The sequence below is a fragment of the Paenibacillus sp. MDV22-iso6 genome (assembly GCF_058408365.1).
The window spans coordinates 1,475,821-1,492,469 of the sequence record NZ_JBZVDZ010000001.1; the positions used below are offsets into that span (position 1 = coordinate 1,475,821).

Genomic DNA, 16,649 nt, shown 5'->3' on the forward strand with positions numbered 1-16,649 from the left:
TTATATTTCGTACCACTTGATCTCATTTGCATCCAGCTTCAGTGAGAAGCTGGAGCCATCACCGCGATAAACGACGGTTTCCTGTGGCTCATACGTATTATTCACCACGCAGAATTTGCCCTTTTCCACATAAGCATGAACCTCAACATTATAGTTCTCACTGAACCAGCTGTTCAGCTCCTGATCGCTGTGGGCGCTCCAAAGAATCGCACGATACAGCAAGCGGCTGTTCTCGAAGCTGTATGGTAAACCGCTTATATATACGCTTCGCCCGTCGCCGAATTCGTTCACCGCGAGTTGAACTTCCTTGTCCGTTTGACGAAGAATCGTAGTTCCTTCTAGGGCAAAAATATTTTTCTTTCCTTCGCCAAAGTTGATTTCCTTGCTTCCATCCGGATTGGTTTTACAATCTGCCGAAATGAAATGTTCATGCTCATCCCAGTTATATTTATCATAACCCAGCGTAAAGCCACGTTCTTCCTCTACACCGAGGATGTTGGCCAGTTGGAAAAAGCGCCCATTCGCCTGATGCGCTGTGGGTTCGCCAACACCGATAAATCCACCGCCTTCATAAACAAACCTTTTTATGGCCGTAACGATATCCGTATCCAGCCACCATTCTCCGCCCGTATAGGCTGTATCTGCATCCCCAACGTTTAATATGACGTCAATATCATCTAAGACGGACGGATTTTCTTTGATATCGTCGAAGCTGATGAATTTCACTTCGAAAGGTGCACCAGAGAGAGCTTCAATAATACCGGCATAACTATAATTTTGCTTGTAATAAAGTGCATGATGCACCATATGGTTCCCCCAGGCCCGCATTTTGCCCCAACAGTTGAGCACGGCTACCGACTTGACACAATACGGCAAGCTTCCCTGTACATTGTCATAGAGCGTACGGAACTCATCCGTAACGCTTTCTACATATTCAATAAACTCGGGAAAATCAAGGGCTAGCTTAAGATATCCGCCGTAGCCGATTCGATCGATCGGTTTGCGGAGAATCGCGCGTCGTGCGGTGACCCAATTTTCTTTGGCTTCCTTTACGGGGTCCCCGCCTGTATGAAAGGTATCCGGGAAAAAGTAAGGTAAGAAACGACCTTCCGTATATTGCACTCCTGGGATGTCGCTGATCAGTCTTAGTGTTGAACCGTTACCTACACTTCCGACTACGGCATCCAGACCGATCGATGCAAATTCCTCCATGAATGGTTCTGTGCCGATCCAATGATCACCCAGGAACATCATGGCCTCCTTACCGCATTCGTGAGTAATATCGACCATTTCTTTGGCAAGCCTCGCCACTTCACGACGTTGGAATGCTTGAAAATCACGGAACTCCTTCGTAGGTATTCGATAGGTGTTATTGTAGTAACCTTGGTCGATAATAAATTCAGGTCTGAACCTGTACCCGATCTCTTCCTCAAACTGTTCGAGGATATAAGGGCTAACTGAGGCAGAATAGCCGTACCAGTCCACATATTTTTCACGAGCGAGCTCATCAAAAACCAAGGTGAATTGGTGAAAGAAGGTTGTATAGCGAATCACATTGACATAAGGATGATCTTCGATAAACTTGCGAATTCGCTCCATCGTATACTCACGAGTCTTCGGTTGACGAACATCAAAGGTAATCTGATGCTCGACATCTTTCCATTCATTGGTGACCGCATTGTACATATGAACTGGATCCCACATAATATAAGCCAAAAAACTAACGGTATAGTCATGGAACGGCTGGGTTGTGATGGTGACATCGCCGATTTTGTCGTCATAGCTCCATTGTTCGGTCGGAACGACCTCTCCGGTTGTACGATCGATGACTTCCCACCAGCGCTGAATATCGTCGCGACAATTCACTTTGAGCATGTCGGGATAAATCCCCTTCATAAGGGAAATGGAAATGCTTTCGCCTTCAGCCGTATGAATGGGAGTCATCAAATACATTTGTTGAATCTCTTCAGGGTTGGCATTAGCCCATACGTTATCCTTACGGGTTGTATAATAAGTGGAATAGACCTTGGCATCAATATCCCGCAGCTCAGCGGGAAAGTCAGTTCCATCACAGTCACGCACAGCGTCGGCTCCCCAGCGTTTCATGATCTCCAGGGTTTGCGGAATAACGTCTAAATCAGTAGGGATCGTTACACGTCCTCTTTTTGTACTCATGGTTGAAAACTCCTCTATTTATATTTTCGGTTATATAGCCATAGCAGACCGATCAGCATAGCGAGCCCAAGCAACATGAGACCCAGTCCAGGGGCTCCAATGTTCTTTTGGCCGACAATGACCAATCCGATACCGACGATAAAAACAATCAGCATCAACAAATTACGCAAATAATTCTTTGTAAAGTCTTCCATCATCGCACCTTATCCTTTCAGCCCGCCCATCGTCATACCTTGGGTTAGCTTTTTTTGTACCAGAATATATATAATCAAGGTTGGAAGCATGACCAGCACCAGACCTGCATACATCTGACCATACTGAACTGCGGATTTTTGCGCTGCCATCAGGTTCATTAAGCCGACAGGTAATGTCTTCAGGGTCGGTTTGGTTAGGAGCGTCATAGAGATAATATATTCGTTCCAGTAGGACAGGAAATTGAACAGAATAACCGTTACGATACTGGGTTTGGCCATAGGCATAATGACTTGCACCATAGTACGGAAATAGCCAGCACCGTCCACCGAGGCCGCTTCCTCAAATTCTTTGGGCAGCGATTTAAAATATCCCGACATGAGATAGATCGTGAAGGGCAGTGCCATCGCAGCATAAACCACCGCAAGAATAAACAGGTTGTTCAGCAATACAGGGTGCCCCAGAATGCCGCGGAGCATCTTGTCGCCGTTATTAAGCATCAGAAATATAGGAACAATGATATAGTTTACATTAATAAACAAACCCGCCATAAACATCATATTCCAGAATCCGTTCCCTCTAAATTTAAAACGAGAAAGTACATAGGACGCAGGCAATGCCACCATAAGCAGAAGCACCAGTGCGATTACCGTCACCAATACGGAATTGAGCATAAAAGAACCCATTTTTGCCTTGAGCCATGCATCAGCAAAGTTCTGTAGATGCACCCCAGCGGGAAGTGCCCAGGGACTGCCGTAAAACTCACTGTCTTGTTTGATGGAGGCCATGAATGCCCATAGAACAGGGATGAGGATGAGGATGGCTAAAGCGATCAGTATAACGTAAATGAAGCCTTTGTATAATTTGTCGCTAACACCTCTCCGTGAGCGGTTGTTTGTATTCATCTTATTCCCTCCTAAAATTCCAAATGCTCTCGTCTGGTAACTGCGTTTAGTATCCCAGCAAGCGCAAACGAGAACAGGAACACAATTACACCGATGGCCATCCCATAGCCATAAGAGGAATTAGTATAAGCTTCTTTATACATATAACTGAGGAACACTTCGGTGGCACCGTCTGGACCGCCGCTTGTCATCGTCATCACGAACAAGAAACTCATGTTAATCGTACTGATGATGAAAAAGGTGAGCGTCGTCCGTATGTTCGTCCAGATTAAAGGAATGGTTATCTGGAAAAACTGAGCCATTCGCCCTGCTCCTTCAAGCCCTGCGGATTCATATAAGCTCTCTGGAATGTTGGCCATACTAGCCATGTACATTACCATGTAATAGCCGATCGCCTGCCAGATCATCGCGCCTGCAAGACTGAAAATAACCACTTTCTGATCCCCTAGCCATAGAATGGGCTCTGCTTGTAATCCGCGAAACAGCTTTAGCAATGAGTTCATAAGCCCGCTATTCGGATCGTAAATCGCTGAGAAGATCGCACTGATGACAACCACAGACAGAATGTTAGGAATATAGAAGATTACGCGTAAAACATTTTGCCCTTTGAGTTTTTCACGTGTGAGCATCGATGCAAACAGAAGTGCCAGAGCAAAGGTCACGATTGTAACCAGAACAATGAGCAGAACACTATTTTGAAAGGTCTGATAAAACTTATCGCTATGAAACAGCTTATTGAAATTCTGCAAACCTACGAAGGTTTTGTTATCGGTATAGCCGCCCCACTTGTACAATGACATCCGAAAGACATCGATCGTAGGAATAATTAAGAAAATTGCAAAAAGGAGGACGGCGGGTGCTAGACAGAAGAAGATAAAACGTCCTCTTCCTTTTTTCATATCCATGGCTTTCTCTCTCCTCCCAAAGGTCAGATCATGGTGGTCAGCTCAGGTCGCCCACCATGATCCTGTTACATTCTCAAGGCCCAGGCCTCTTTATTATTTCAATGCTCCCCGCAAGGCGTCGCTTGCTTTAATGATTCCCTCAACCCACTGTTGCTGTGTTTTAGCACCTGTTACAAGGGAGTCAATGGACGCAAACACTGCATCCGATATATTCACCCCTTCAACTGGGTCAGTTGTTGCAAATGCACCCATAGCAGCCTTTGCCCCATTGTCATAGATGCTGTAGAAAAGCTTGTTGTCTCCATCCAATTTGTCGGACATACCTTTGATCGGTTGAATCGCGCCAACCTTTGCAAAAATGGCTGCTGCCTCATCGGAATAAAGATAAGCAATAAATTGTTTTGCCAGATCTGCGTTTTCCGCTTTGGCAGGAATCCAAATTTGTTCGAAGAAAGTATACGAATAACGGTCGCCACCGTCTTTTATTGCCGGAAGAGCTGTGAAGCCCCATTTGAAGCCTTCTGCTCGCGGAGCTTTGCTCATTTCGCCAACGACCCAAGTACCGTTAGGCATGAAGAGTGCTTTATTGTCCAGAATCAGTTGTTGGTTTTTGGTAAAGTTATCTTTGTTGGCATTTGCGGGAACCGTTTTTTCGGTGTAAGTAGCCAGTTTACCGATCAGTTCAACCGTTTGTTGAGCTTCTGGGGTTTGCCAAATGCCTTCGTTGTAATGCGTCACTTTAGTGAAGAAATCCGCGCTGCCCACCTCGTTGAGCAAAGCATAGAAGAAAGAGTCAAAGTAACCTGACGTCGGATAAGCAAATAGTGAAATACCCTCGGCTTTAGCTTGATCACCTAGAGCCCACATTTCTTCCCAAGTCGTAGGAACTTTCCAACCTTTTTGTTCAAACAAACCCTCGTTATAAAACAAACCGGTAGGGCTGTAGAACATAGGCATCAGATAGGTCTTTCCATCGTTATACGGATTCGTGATCGTTGTATCAGTGAAGCCTGGAATCAGCTTATCCTTGACGGTTACACTTTCGCCGGGTATGGTCATGGACAGCACATCTGAAAGGTCAGTTAGGTTATTATCCTTTACAAAGGTTTCAGTCAAGCCCTTCGGCTGACCCGTTGCCAAATGGATAACATCAGGAAACTCACCAGATTTCATACCGGGTCCAATGACATCTTCAATATTTTTGTCAATCGTCGTTTCGACTTTCACGCCAGGGTTGGCGCTTTCGAAGGCAGCCGTAATTTCTTTCCATACATCAGCCCCGTAAGCGGTTTCCAAAGCAGCTAGCTTAAGAGTACGTTGTTCCGTAGATGTTGCCGAGTTCGTGTTGGATGAATCCTTTTTTGAATTAGAGCCATTTTCAGAAGAGCTGCCGCAGGCTGCCAAGCTAAGAGTCAATGCTGCCGTGATCGCAAGGCTAAGAATTTTTTTCATAAATCCATTCCCCCTATATTTAGTGATCATACGTAACCGCTTACATTCTTTCTCGCCCTTTTAATTTATCTTAACGGCCTCTTTATATCTACATACATGTTGTCGTTGATTTTATATATCTTGCTAATATAATAAATTTATAAATTAACAATTTTTTCACAACATAAAACGTTGAAATTGGTTTAACTGTAGTTCACTAAATGAGATTGAGGAAAGGACGGACTGCAGATGGGAAATGTACGCTATTGGCTTCCCGGAAAGGGACGTGGAGAGATTCCCGCAAAGCTAATCTATGTTAGCTCTTCCATTTATGAAGGAGATTGGTTCAGCATTCGTCATTCTCATAACTTCGCGGAGCTGTTTTATGTCCGAAGTGGACGAGGGAATTTCATCGTAGAGGATGAGATTTTTTCGGTGCAGCAGGACGATCTTGTCATCGTGAACCCGAACGTAGAGCATACCGAAGTATCCATTGGGAGTGACCCTTTGGAGTATGTAGTGCTTGGGGTTGAGGGGATGAGTTTTGATTTTGGAAAGCAAAGTGGAACCCGTAATCATGAAATTATCAATTATTCAAAACAGAGGAATGAACTCTTGTTGTATTTCAACGCTATGCTCTCGGAAACCGAAAACAAGAGTGAGAACTATGAGGACGTCTGTCAAAACTTACTTGAGATTGTAATCATTAGTTTAATGCGAAGATCTGGTCATCCCTTCTCTGTTGTAACCACGCAAAGGGCTGACAAGATATGCAGCCGGATTAAGCGACATATTGACTCGAACTATGCGGAGGAAATCTCGCTCCACTCTCTGGCAGAAAAGGCGCATATCAGCAAATATTATCTGGCACATACTTTTGCTAAATATTACGGCATGTCACCTATTAATTATCTCAATGAGGTCAGGATTCGTGCGAGCAAGGAGCTACTAGAAACCACAGATCTTTCCATTGCTCAAGTTGCGGAATCCACTGGTTTTTCCTCTCAAAGCTACTTCTCACAAAATTTTCGCCGGTGTTGTGGCCTAACTCCAAGCGGTTATCGTCTTCAGACAAAAAAATGAGCTCAAATTAATCGCCAACTAGGTAACTTCTAATGCAACTATATGCTTGTCTCCCTAGAGCAAAAAAGTCCGATTGCGCTCAGTATCAGCAATCGGACTTCTTGTATTATGAATTATTGTTCAGCTAATTTCAGGAAATACTCTGAAGCCAAACGAACAGCCAGAATACTCGCACTATTGAGGGAATTATCAAAGATAACAACATGGTTATTTTTTACTGCCTCCAGTGAGTTCCACACCTTCGAAGTTTCCTTTTCCTTAACGGCTGCCTTTGCGACATCAATATCATGCTGGACAATAATATAATCGGGATTCATGTCGTATAGTCCCTCCAGCGTAAGCGCCTCGCCACCCTCAGGATATCCCTTCGGTGCCAATAATCCAAAGCCTGCAGTTTGATTGTAGTACATTGTATTTTTAGATCCTTGAGCAATAAAATTAGCTTTTCCATTAACCCGTAACAAGGCAAAGGTCTTATCCTCAAGAGTACCTAAATGTTCTTTCGTTTGTGCTATCATTTCTTGGGTTTCCTTAATCAATTGTTCTGCATGCTCTTCTTTTCCAACAACCTCAGCGAGAAGCATCGTTGTTTTTTCCCAGGTATCGGTGTAGTCGATTAAGATGACTGGAGCAATCTTGTTCAACTCATCATAAATGGTATCCACAGACCCCTTAAAGGTTACAATCACATCAGGCTGCGCCTCAATAATCTTTTCCAAATTCGCTGAGTCGCTACCCAAATCAATAATATCAGTAGACCCGGCGTAAGGCTGTAAAGTTGCAAACTTCTCCATCGCTTCCGAAGCGCTTATTGATGCGATTGGAGGTGTATCCAGAGCAAAAAAGTAATCTAAGTATAATGGATGCAGCACCGCTATACGCTCTGGTCGTTTCTCAAGCATCACCCCATTATCGCTGGCATCCTCAATGGTTCTTGGCCATCCTTCACCCTCGATCTTGCTGACCTCAGGAGTAACTGCCACGGGCGTTTCGGAGCATCCAGCCAGTATCCCTCCTGCAAGTATAATTACAGTTAAAATCAATCCAGTTAGTCTTTTCATATGTTCTCCCCAATTCCTGTGTATACAGTGTTTTATGAATTTCCTAAATGATCTCGCAACGTTTCCCCGGTATATTCACTTCTGAACAGACCTCTTTCAACTAACTTTGGAATCAGCTTTTCAAAAAATATTTCCATCGATTTTTCTGAACCGCCTGGCAGGGCGATGAATCCATCAATAGCACCAGCCTCAACCCGCTCAATAATATCATTCATTACGGTCTCGACTGTTCCCACAGATACCCAATGGGCAGATCCGACAACCTCAGGCCGATTCAGGATATCTTTTACTGTAGGCTGATATTTTGTAATATAACGGCGCAACAGCTCAGCATGTGTGCGACTGCGAACAGCCTGATCAGGATCAGGCAGCATATCCTCGGTTACGCGTTGATCTAAGGGGAAACTGCTTAAATCAAGACCCATCAACGATTTCAAAGATCCGTGTCTGCGCTCAAGACTTAAATGGGCATGAGCAGCCTTATGTAATTCAAGCGCTTCTTCGTGCGTATCGGCCAGGAAAAAAAATAACCCCGGCAAAACTTTAATCGTGTTCGGATCGCGCCCATGTTCTACAGCTCTTTTTCTCAAATCACTTCGCAATTCCACGCCCGATTCAAGATCCGGCATTGCCGCAAAAATAGCATCCGCTACGGAAGAAGCAAAATTCCGTCCAATATCCGAAGCACCAGCTTGAAACAGAGGAATGGTTCCCGATGGATGAGAAGGTAAAGTGAGTGGCCCTTTAACATTGAAAAATTCACCGGAATGATGAATAGCAGTCACTTTTTCCTTATCAGAAAACATGCCTGACTCACGGTCAATAACAATAGCCTCATTCGGAAAACTATCCCAAAGCTTGCATACCACTTCCGTAAATTCTATTGCCTTTGCATACCGTTCTTCCGGTGATGGCATTGGCGAATTCCCGAAATTATCGGCGCCTTCAATAGAAGTGACAATATTCCACCCGGCACGCCCATTACTTAGCCAGTTTAAGGACTGAAGCTGCCGGGCAACAACATAAGGCGGATTAAACGTGGTAGAAATGGTCGTAACGAGTCCGATGCGGTTGGTTTCACGAGCTATTGCTGCAAAAAACAAAGTAGGATCTGGGCTGCCGAAATTAGAAGAATCGCCTAACATCTGCGGGCTAATATACAGATAATCAGCTCTGAAAAGAAAATCAAGCTTAGAGTTCTCCGCCATTTTTGCCCAATGAATATAATAGTCAATGGTTCCTGTCTGCTCTACTCCGCTATCCGGGTGCCGCCAACCGTCACCTTTATTCCATGTTGCATTTAAGGACAATCCAATACATAGTTGTCTGTTTGAAGTCATTTCTACCAACCTTTCTTAGTTCTTATCATTGTTTTGCTCCAGAAAGCCCTAGCAAGGATTCAAGCAAATTTAAATACACAACTTACAAATTCGATATGCACAATTATCTAAACTATGGTTGGACGGCAAAAGGTCTGGTTCTTGCCCCACGACAAAACAAAAAAAGCCGCATTAATGCGACTTTTATCTTTCAACACTCTAACTTGTGTCATTTGTACTGCTTCCACCCTATTGTCTCGGTTCCGATTCGACCTCTAAATTAGTCTTATAATCAAAGTAACTCCAGAGCTTTCAACAAGGCATACTCACTAGAGGTGGCACCTATTTGAGAAAAATGTGCATTCGGAAACATTGGCGCCAAATGATGATATCCAGGAAGTACTTGCAATTCGATCAAAACACCGTCAAAGGCAAGTTGTTTGGCAAATAATAAGGTTTCATCTATGAACAAATCAATGCTGCCTATGCTCATATAAGTGGGTGGTAAACCGGCAAGAGATTTTGCACGCGCTGGCACGTAATATTCACTTGTTTCCTCTTGTCCGGGTTCGTGACCTAAGACAGATTTCCAGCCGAAATAATTGCTTTTTTTGGTCCAAACAAACTCGCCGGCATAAGGATGGTCTGGCAAAATACTTGTACGGTCATCGAGCATGGGGCTGCGCAGTCTTAGATGATGGATGTCGAATTCCTTCTGGTCGCGAATGTACAGGGCTAACCCCGCTGCTAATCCACTACCGGCGCTGCTGCCTGCAAGAGCGACTTTCTCGGTATCTATCCCTAATTCCTCGGCATGCTCGATGCACCATTTCAGGCCGGAATAACAATCCTGTAATTGACTTGGCTGAATATGTTCTGGCGCTAGCCGATAGTAAACAGATACACAGCAAAAACCATGTTGCACAGCCAGTGCCGCATTGCTTTGGCGTTCACCGACCGGACTGCCCATAACCATTCCCCCACCATGAATCGAATAATATAACGGCATCTTACTGTTCTTTGGTTGGAGGGGTTTAATAATTTCGATACGAATATCAGGACCACCAAAATAACTTGGAACCGCCCTTTCTTCGAATGTGACTGGAAACAGCTGCGTTACATCGATTTGCTGCATCATTTTTGTTTGACTTTTCCGTGCTTCCATTAGTGTGGCAGCGGAAAGATCGGTGGCTGGTATTAAATCAATTGCACTTATTATCTCCTGATCGATCAGATGTCTGCTTCTGCTTTTTGGTTCATTCATATTTACTGTTTCCTCGCTCTCTTAATTATGTCCAATGAAGTACTGCTCTCTCCAATGGTCCAGTATTCCCGATTTGAATCCAGATCAAAAGTTACATTTTCTCTCACTGTATCGACTCCTCTTCTGCCTAATCCTATTGTAAAGAGTGCAATAAGCTATTTAAATGAAAACAATAAGTTAGAATCGTTTTTGACATAAAAAACACTGATGAATTTCTTCATCAGTGCCGTGTACTACTTATTTTTGGAATAAACAATTTTCTTAATGGTTTCGATAGAGAGAAAGTAGTCCTTAGCAAGCTGCTCAACGCTGCTATTATTCTTAAAGGCTTGTCTAATAGTGGCATTTCGGTGATCTAACCATTGTCTTCCGCCACTCAAACTTCCCCAATGATTATATTCCTTTTCCTGTTTTGGGATGTAAATCGTCTCTCCCTGGACATACTCTTGAATCATTATTATTAACTTTTCGGGCAATATTTTTTTAGCGTTTGTATATTTCACTCTGCTTCACTCCTTATTTTTGAAAATAAGGTGCAAAGCCAAAATATTAGAAAAGCTTATTTAGCGTTAGAAAAGATTTAACCCCATGCAAAGTAACGCTTCTCCAATACTGGCTTTGCACAAGTGAAGCAAGTCACAGACAATCTTAACAGATTCTCCATCAGTAAAGCACCTCCCTTTTACGTTGCCAGTATAGCATATTTCTAAATACTTCGGACCATCTCATGAACAATAGTTAGTCGCTCCTATGGATATATTTGATTAACTTAACCTTACGTGTATCGATGTCGAATGTAATAAACTCCTTCGCATTTGGAGGATTGTGTGGACTAAACCATAACTTGGTTGCGGCTTCTGAATTTTTTGATAATACTGAGTAATCGCCATTTGTATGGATGGATTAAGTAACGTCAAAGATAAAGGTTTAAACTCCTCCTCATTCACTGTGTTAGGCTCTGCATTGACTAAAGCGCTTAGATTTAGCGTTAGAATACAAATAACAGTACAACTAACAAAGATGTTCAATACTTTCCTCATTTGTTCTGCTCCTTAGCGAGATTTTACCCTTACCTATCAAGTTTCCCAATGGTTGATTTTTTTAACACAAGTCAACGACAAGTCGCTTGGGAGTTTATTTTATAAACCGTATAATCATAAGCAGAGGTGACGTTGATGAACGAAATTAATTTAGCATCGATCCTTGTAGCAAAACGCAGAGAAAAAGGATTAACACAGGATGCGGTTGCTGCATTTATCGGTGTTTCCAAAGCGTCTGTTTCCAAGTGGGAAACGGGACAAAGCTATCCTGACATCACATTTCTGCCACGGCTTGCGGCCTATTTTAACATTAGCATTGATGAATTGATGGGTTATTCCCCGCAAATGGAGCAGTCGGACATCGCAAAGCTTTACACCCGACTGGCCAATGATTTTGCTGCCCTTCCTTTTGATGTGGTAATCGCTGAATGTACGGCGATCATCAAAAAATATTACGCCTGCTTTCCGCTTTTATTGCAAATGGTTAAGCTGTACACCAATCACTTCACGCTGGCGAGAACACAAGAGCAAAAAGAGACTCTTCTTAACGAAAGCGTGACCCTGTGTGAACGGATTCAGGGCGAAAGTGGCGATATGCACCTTTCCAACGATGCGATTTTGTATCAATCGGTTTGTTGTTTGGCGTTAAGGAGCCCGCAGCGGGTCTTCGATTTACTTGGGGAGACTGTCCGGCCCATGATGCCAAAGGGCGTGTTAATTTCACAGGCATATCAGCTTATGGGCAACATCGGCAAAGCCAAAGAAACCTTGCAGGTTGAACTGTATCAGCACGTAATGGCAGTCTTTCAAGGGCTACTGAACGTCCTACAACTAAATATTAATAATATCGAAAAAGCCGAAGCAGCTTTTATGAGAGCGTCCGATTTTGCACGGATTTTTGATATGAAACGGCTAAATCCAAACAATGTCATTCTGCTTTACGCTCTAGGCGCTCATCTATATTGCGTGAACAAATCACCCGAAAAATCGATTGAACTACTTGAAAAATATGTGGAAACCTGCGTGGAAGGATTCTTTCCTTTTGAGCTCCGTGGAGATTCCTTTTTTGATCTGATTGATCCGTGGCTGAAAGATTTCGACGTCGCCGCTCCCCGCAGCGAGCAGGTTATAAAGAATAGCATGATGAGGGATGTGCTGATGAATCCAGCATTCGATTCTTTACGTGAAGTTCCCGAATATCAACGACTAGTTCAGAAAATGAATCATTTTTTAGAAGAAACATGTTAATTGGAGGTTATGGGAATGAACGAAAAACTAATCATTGGCAAAGAAACGAATTATCCTCTAAATGGAATTTTGTCACTGCCGGAGGATTGCTCATCAAAAGTTCCGGCAGTGGTACTAGTACATGGCTCTGGCCCTGCAGATATGGATGAAAAGGTGGGGAATAACTTCCCTTTTAAAGACCTCGCCGAAGGGTTGTCAGACAAAGGAATCGCCGTGCTGCGATATGACAAAAGAACATTCGTCTATGGAAAAGAAATGAAAAACGATACCGGCTTATCCGTTAAAGAAGAAACGATTGAAGATGCTATCCTCGCAGCAGATTTATTGCGCAAAGATCCACGTATTGATACCAACCAAATATTCATTATAGGTCATAGTTTAGGCGGGATGTTAGCTCCACGAATTGATGCAGAAGGTGGACATTTTGCTGGGGTAATTATTATGGGTGGGTCTCCACGCAAGTTAGAAGAGATTCTAATGGATCAAAACAACGATGTTTTAGACTCATTAAATAAGTTTTTGAAAATGATTGCGAAGAAACAAATAGCAGCACTATCAGCTAAGTTTGATAAAATTTATAAATTAAGTGATGAAGAAGCGAAATCAACTGTGGTTTTGGGGAAATATTCTAGAGCCTTCTACTTCAAAGAGATGGGAGAACATCCCTCCATTAATTACCTTAACGTATTAGATAAACCCGTACTCATTTTGCAAGGAGATCAAGATTTCCATGTATCCGTAGACAAAGATTTTAAGGTTTACAAAGACCTATTGGGTGAAAAACCAAACGTAACGTTTAAACTTTATCCCAACTTAAATCATTTATTTATGCCAGCTGTTTATGGAGAAATATTAAAAATGAAAAAAGAGTACAAAGTTGCACAACATGTAGATAAGAACGTGATCAATGACATTTCCGAATGGATTCATTCAATTTAGGAAAAAGCCATCAATAATCAGTAACTGACTGATTTCTTCAATACTTCTATACTTTCCTGAAGGAACGATTGATTTCTTTCAACTCCTCTGTTTTTACACCAAACAACGGCACTGAAAGCATCATAGAAATTATAAAACGGCAATACGATTTCGAGATTTAACATGTTCCGAATGGTTTGATAACCTTCGAAGTACGGGGACTTCGTTCTCGGGTTTACTTCCCAAATATATCTATTGATTTTAGTAAAGTCTATTTCAGAGGAGCCACCCCGAGCACTCTCAAAATCAATAATGCCAGTAACCTTGTTACCATTCACCAATATATTGCCAGGTCGAAAATCCATATGTACAAAACAGGGTCCGTCAGGATCAGGTAAAGCAGAGAACACGCCATCAAAATGAAGAATACATCGTTCATACAATGCTGGTTCGAGGAGCTCTTTGCAGGGCTCTTTCCACTTTTCAAAATTATTTTTGATATGTAGTCTCCAATTATTTTGGTCAAGAATATTAAATCCATCGGTTGAATGGTATCCATATCCTGGAGTTTTTACCTCATGGAGCATTGCATGATATACACCCATTTGAAAAGATAGCTTTTCATCCATATTTTCTGTACAAGGCACCCCTTGAATTGCAGAGAGAAGCAATGCTCCAGTATTACTTTCATCCCCATACCAAATGTCAAATACCTTAGGAACAGGTATGACGTCCTTCAATATTTCAAGCATCTGAAATTCGCGAAATAGCTTATCCTTGTTATATGGAATCTTAACATATACGTCTTCTCCACTAAGAAGAGTAAGTTTATATACATCCGAACTAAATGATTCCGGAACATTTTCAATATTCAAGACATTCAATTTCAGCTTTTCTATAACGTTTAGAATGGAACTCATGTGGCACCTCCTTTATTTGCGTTCAATATAAATCAGCGAGCCCTTTTGATGTGGCTCGCTGATTTTATGGGCTCTTATATTAACATATTTATCCTGGAGTTGGCTAAAGAAATTACAGAAAAAGCGGATATAATGCTGCTAAACAGCGATCAATTCTTTACTTTTTCAAGCTTTCCATGAAATCGTGCAGTGCGTTGGATACCCACTTCTTCGGATGAAAAACGAGCTGAATTTCGAGTTGAAGCTCTGCATGTTCAAGGGGTAACACTTTCAGCTCCCCCCGCTCGATTTCTTCCATTACAGCCATTTGCGGCAGAATCGAAATACCCTCACCTGACTTAATACTTCTTTTGATCGCTTCCGGATTGCCAAGTTCCAGACCGATCCGATAAGGGATTGAATTTGCGCGAAGCACTCTTTCAAGCAGCTGCCTGTAATTACAGGTATCTTCAGGCATGATCCATTCCATATCCTTTAGATCATTCAATTCAATCTGCGTTTTGGCGATCAGCGGATGCTGCGGATGGACGATCAGCAAAAGCGGTTCTTGGCGAATGGTAATCCACTGCAAAGCCGGATCGCTCGAATCATCTGCGAGAATAAGTCCAATATCGGCTTCACCTTCCCTGACCTGATGCAAAATTAACCCCTCACGATTCGTATGCAGTCGTATGTTCAGATCCGGGTATTCCTTACGGGTGGCTTGCATATATGGAGGTAAAAAGTAAGAAGCGATAGAGTCCATCGTACCGATCGTTAAGGAGCCACCACCCTGCTTCGCCATTTTTTCCTTGGACTGCTCAAACAATTCCAACATCTGTCCGGCAAGCTTGAACAGCTCTTCCCCGGCAGAAGTCAGACGAATCTTGTTATTGCTATAGCGTTCAAACAGTTTGACTTGATATGCTTTTTCCAGCTTCTGAATTTGCGTAGTAACACTGGATTGTGCATAACCCAGCACCTCTGCAGCTCTGGTGAAGCTCTCGCGAATTGCGACTTCTCTAAACGTCTGAAGATAGATTAAATCCAACTTGCTCACCTCATCGAAAATATTGATGACAACTATCATTTGTTATAGGTAACTGTGATGCTGGTTCCTATGTTACATTAGTTTCAATATAACGGGAAGAGGTAGTTGATTATGATGAACGAACAACATGTTCAAGGAATTTATATACCGGTAATTGCCCCTTTTACGGATGACCACAAACTCGACATTGAATCGTATCGCAAATATGTTACCCATCTTGCCAAACACGACATTCAGGGATTGGTCGTAAACGGCACGACAGGAGAATCTCCGACTGTCTCCTGGGATGAAGTAAAGCAGATGGTGGAAGTAACGAAAGAGATTTTGATAAGTCTGAACAAAACCATTCCCCTCGTCGTGGGAACAGGAACCAATGATACCTATTCGACGGTTCATCGGACCGAAATGGCCGCTGAATTAGGAGCAGATGCTGCTCTGGTGGTCACTCCTTATTACAACAGACCGACGCAAGAAGGAATTCTTGAGCATTTTTCCAACGCGTCCCGGACAGGATTGCCGATTCTAGTCTATGAGATTCCGGCTCGAACCGGTAGTCGCATGACCTTGGATACAATGAGAAAAGTCATGGATCTGGATGGGGTTATTGGCCTGAAGGACAGCACTGGCGGTTTGGATCTGCTGCTGGCGCTAACCCAATATGAGACGAAGCCTGTACTTTGCGGCGAGGATGCGTATTTCCATGCGATGCTATGTCAAGGTGCCGCAGGCGGGATGGTGGCCTCTGCCAATATTCATACCCAACGGTATGTGGACGTGTATCAACGCTTTGTATCTGGTGACGTGAATGCATCAAGAGACAGCTTTAAGCAACTGCAACCGCTGATTAGTGACGTGTTTGCAGAGCCTGCTCCAGCCTCGATCAAATGGTGGCTGGCTCAGCAACAGCTGATTGCTTCTGCAAAACTGCGTCTGCCGCTGACTGCCGCATCGGAAAAAGCAAAACAAAGGTTGTCGGATACACTCGCAGAGATGGTCGTACCTTCTTAAACAAGCGCATATCTTGCTACGATTTATGTATATATCTAGTCTGATTTATTGAGACATCATGGAATGAAAATCAAAAAACAACCAGTATGGATAACGGAACTGACCCCATAACGAGAGACAAATTAAAACACCTTCAAGTGAATGAAACCT

The 16,649-nt window shown here is 43.0% G+C and carries 15 protein-coding genes; 4 read left to right on the forward strand and 11 right to left on the reverse strand.

The genetic code is table 11. The features are described 5' to 3' along the window. The 5 genes from gnpA to AC4PM4_RS06245 all read right to left on the reverse strand — a co-directional run bounded on the left by gnpA (nt 1) and on the right by AC4PM4_RS06245 (nt 5,629). The gene (gene gnpA / locus AC4PM4_RS06225; RefSeq protein ID WP_090806956.1) at nt 1–2,175 is read right to left on the reverse strand and encodes a 1,3-beta-galactosyl-N-acetylhexosamine phosphorylase; all 2,175 of its coding nucleotides are present in this window, start codon (nt 2,173–2,175) and stop codon (nt 1–3) included. Between the two features lie 14 nt (nt 2,176–2,189). Then, on the reverse strand, nt 2,190–2,369 hold the full coding sequence (locus AC4PM4_RS06230) for a DUF6903 family protein (protein WP_064640798.1): 180 nt from the start codon (nt 2,367–2,369) through the stop codon (nt 2,190–2,192). 9 nt (nt 2,370–2,378) lie between these two features. Beyond that, entirely contained in the window at nt 2,379–3,272 is an 894-nt protein-coding gene (locus AC4PM4_RS06235; RefSeq protein WP_491613035.1) for a carbohydrate ABC transporter permease, read from the reverse strand. An 11-nt stretch (nt 3,273–3,283) separates the two neighbouring features. Then, nucleotides 3,284–4,177: a carbohydrate ABC transporter permease gene (locus AC4PM4_RS06240; RefSeq protein ID WP_063562707.1), complete on the reverse strand. Its 894-nt coding sequence runs from the start codon at nt 4,175–4,177 to the stop codon at nt 3,284–3,286. A 93-nt stretch (nt 4,178–4,270) separates the two neighbouring features. Continuing rightward, complete coding sequence (locus tag AC4PM4_RS06245; RefSeq protein ID WP_400345409.1) at nt 4,271–5,629, reverse strand: carbohydrate ABC transporter substrate-binding protein; 1,359 nt, start codon at nt 5,627–5,629, stop codon at nt 4,271–4,273. Between the two features lie 228 nt (nt 5,630–5,857). On the opposite strand from AC4PM4_RS06245, the gene AC4PM4_RS06250 reads away from it, so the two are divergent. Next, nucleotides 5,858–6,691 (forward strand): AraC family transcriptional regulator, encoded by an 834-nt coding sequence (locus AC4PM4_RS06250; protein WP_465116922.1) that lies wholly within the window; start codon nt 5,858–5,860, stop codon nt 6,689–6,691. A 113-nt stretch (nt 6,692–6,804) separates the two neighbouring features. Here the strand turns inward: AC4PM4_RS06250 and AC4PM4_RS06255 are convergent, their stop codons facing one another. From AC4PM4_RS06255 to AC4PM4_RS06270, 4 genes are all read right to left on the reverse strand, one after another. After that, a complete protein-coding gene (locus AC4PM4_RS06255) occupies nt 6,805–7,752 on the reverse strand; it encodes an ABC transporter substrate-binding protein (protein ID WP_491613037.1) in 948 nt (315 codons plus the stop codon). A 32-nt stretch (nt 7,753–7,784) separates the two neighbouring features. After that, a complete protein-coding gene (locus tag AC4PM4_RS06260; protein WP_400346328.1) occupies nt 7,785–9,092 on the reverse strand; it encodes an NtaA/DmoA family FMN-dependent monooxygenase in 1,308 nt (435 codons plus the stop codon). Between the two features lie 271 nt (nt 9,093–9,363). After that, nucleotides 9,364–10,335: an alpha/beta hydrolase gene (locus AC4PM4_RS06265; protein ID WP_063562712.1), complete on the reverse strand. Its 972-nt coding sequence runs from the start codon at nt 10,333–10,335 to the stop codon at nt 9,364–9,366. Nucleotides 10,336–10,568: 233 nt separating this feature from the next. Then, nucleotides 10,569–10,838 (reverse strand): CD3324 family protein, encoded by a 270-nt coding sequence (locus AC4PM4_RS06270; RefSeq protein ID WP_063562713.1) that lies wholly within the window; start codon nt 10,836–10,838, stop codon nt 10,569–10,571. A gap of 672 nt (nt 10,839–11,510) precedes the next feature. Between AC4PM4_RS06270 and AC4PM4_RS06275 the strand changes: the two genes are divergently transcribed. Next, the gene (locus tag AC4PM4_RS06275; protein WP_491613039.1) at nt 11,511–12,623 is read left to right on the forward strand and encodes a helix-turn-helix domain-containing protein; all 1,113 of its coding nucleotides are present in this window, start codon (nt 11,511–11,513) and stop codon (nt 12,621–12,623) included. A 15-nt stretch (nt 12,624–12,638) separates the two neighbouring features. Continuing rightward, a complete protein-coding gene (locus AC4PM4_RS06280) occupies nt 12,639–13,562 on the forward strand; it encodes an alpha/beta hydrolase family protein (protein WP_491613040.1) in 924 nt (307 codons plus the stop codon). 17 nt (nt 13,563–13,579) lie between these two features. On the opposite strand, the gene AC4PM4_RS06285 is transcribed toward AC4PM4_RS06280, so the two are convergent. Beyond that, nucleotides 13,580–14,461, reverse strand: a complete 882-nt coding sequence (locus AC4PM4_RS06285; protein ID WP_491613042.1) for a phosphotransferase family protein — start codon at nt 14,459–14,461, stop codon at nt 13,580–13,582. A 157-nt stretch (nt 14,462–14,618) separates the two neighbouring features. After that, nucleotides 14,619–15,491: a LysR family transcriptional regulator gene (locus tag AC4PM4_RS06290; protein ID WP_491613043.1), complete on the reverse strand. Its 873-nt coding sequence runs from the start codon at nt 15,489–15,491 to the stop codon at nt 14,619–14,621. A 111-nt stretch (nt 15,492–15,602) separates the two neighbouring features. Here AC4PM4_RS06290 and dapA point away from each other — a divergent pair, with 111 nt between their 5' ends. Beyond that, nucleotides 15,603–16,499, forward strand: a complete 897-nt coding sequence (dapA, locus tag AC4PM4_RS06295; protein ID WP_063562718.1) for a 4-hydroxy-tetrahydrodipicolinate synthase — start codon at nt 15,603–15,605, stop codon at nt 16,497–16,499. The last annotated feature ends 150 nt before the right edge of the window (nt 16,500–16,649 follow it).

Excerpts from the sequence above, each read along its gene's own strand:
- gnpA (WP_090806956.1), bottom strand. The coding sequence starts at position 2,175 with ATGAGTACAAAAAGAGGACGTGTAACGATCCCTACTGATTTAGACGTT.
- AC4PM4_RS06230 (WP_064640798.1), bottom strand. The coding sequence starts at position 2,369 with ATGGAAGACTTTACAAAGAATTATTTGCGTAATTTGTTGATGCTGATT.
- AC4PM4_RS06235 (WP_491613035.1), bottom strand. The coding sequence starts at position 3,272 with ATGAATACAAACAACCGCTCACGGAGAGGTGTTAGCGACAAATTATAC.
- AC4PM4_RS06240 (WP_063562707.1), bottom strand. The coding sequence starts at position 4,177 with ATGGATATGAAAAAAGGAAGAGGACGTTTTATCTTCTTCTGTCTAGCA.
- AC4PM4_RS06245 (WP_400345409.1), bottom strand. The coding sequence starts at position 5,629 with ATGAAAAAAATTCTTAGCCTTGCGATCACGGCAGCATTGACTCTTAGC.
- AC4PM4_RS06250 (WP_465116922.1), top strand. The coding sequence starts at position 5,858 with ATGGGAAATGTACGCTATTGGCTTCCCGGAAAGGGACGTGGAGAGATT.
- AC4PM4_RS06255 (WP_491613037.1), bottom strand. The coding sequence starts at position 7,752 with ATGAAAAGACTAACTGGATTGATTTTAACTGTAATTATACTTGCAGGA.
- AC4PM4_RS06260 (WP_400346328.1), bottom strand. The coding sequence starts at position 9,092 with ATGACTTCAAACAGACAACTATGTATTGGATTGTCCTTAAATGCAACA.
- AC4PM4_RS06265 (WP_063562712.1), bottom strand. The coding sequence starts at position 10,335 with ATGAATGAACCAAAAAGCAGAAGCAGACATCTGATCGATCAGGAGATA.
- AC4PM4_RS06275 (WP_491613039.1), top strand. The coding sequence starts at position 11,511 with ATGAACGAAATTAATTTAGCATCGATCCTTGTAGCAAAACGCAGAGAA.
- AC4PM4_RS06280 (WP_491613040.1), top strand. The coding sequence starts at position 12,639 with ATGAACGAAAAACTAATCATTGGCAAAGAAACGAATTATCCTCTAAAT.
- AC4PM4_RS06285 (WP_491613042.1), bottom strand. The coding sequence starts at position 14,461 with ATGAGTTCCATTCTAAACGTTATAGAAAAGCTGAAATTGAATGTCTTG.
- dapA (WP_063562718.1), top strand. The coding sequence starts at position 15,603 with ATGATGAACGAACAACATGTTCAAGGAATTTATATACCGGTAATTGCC.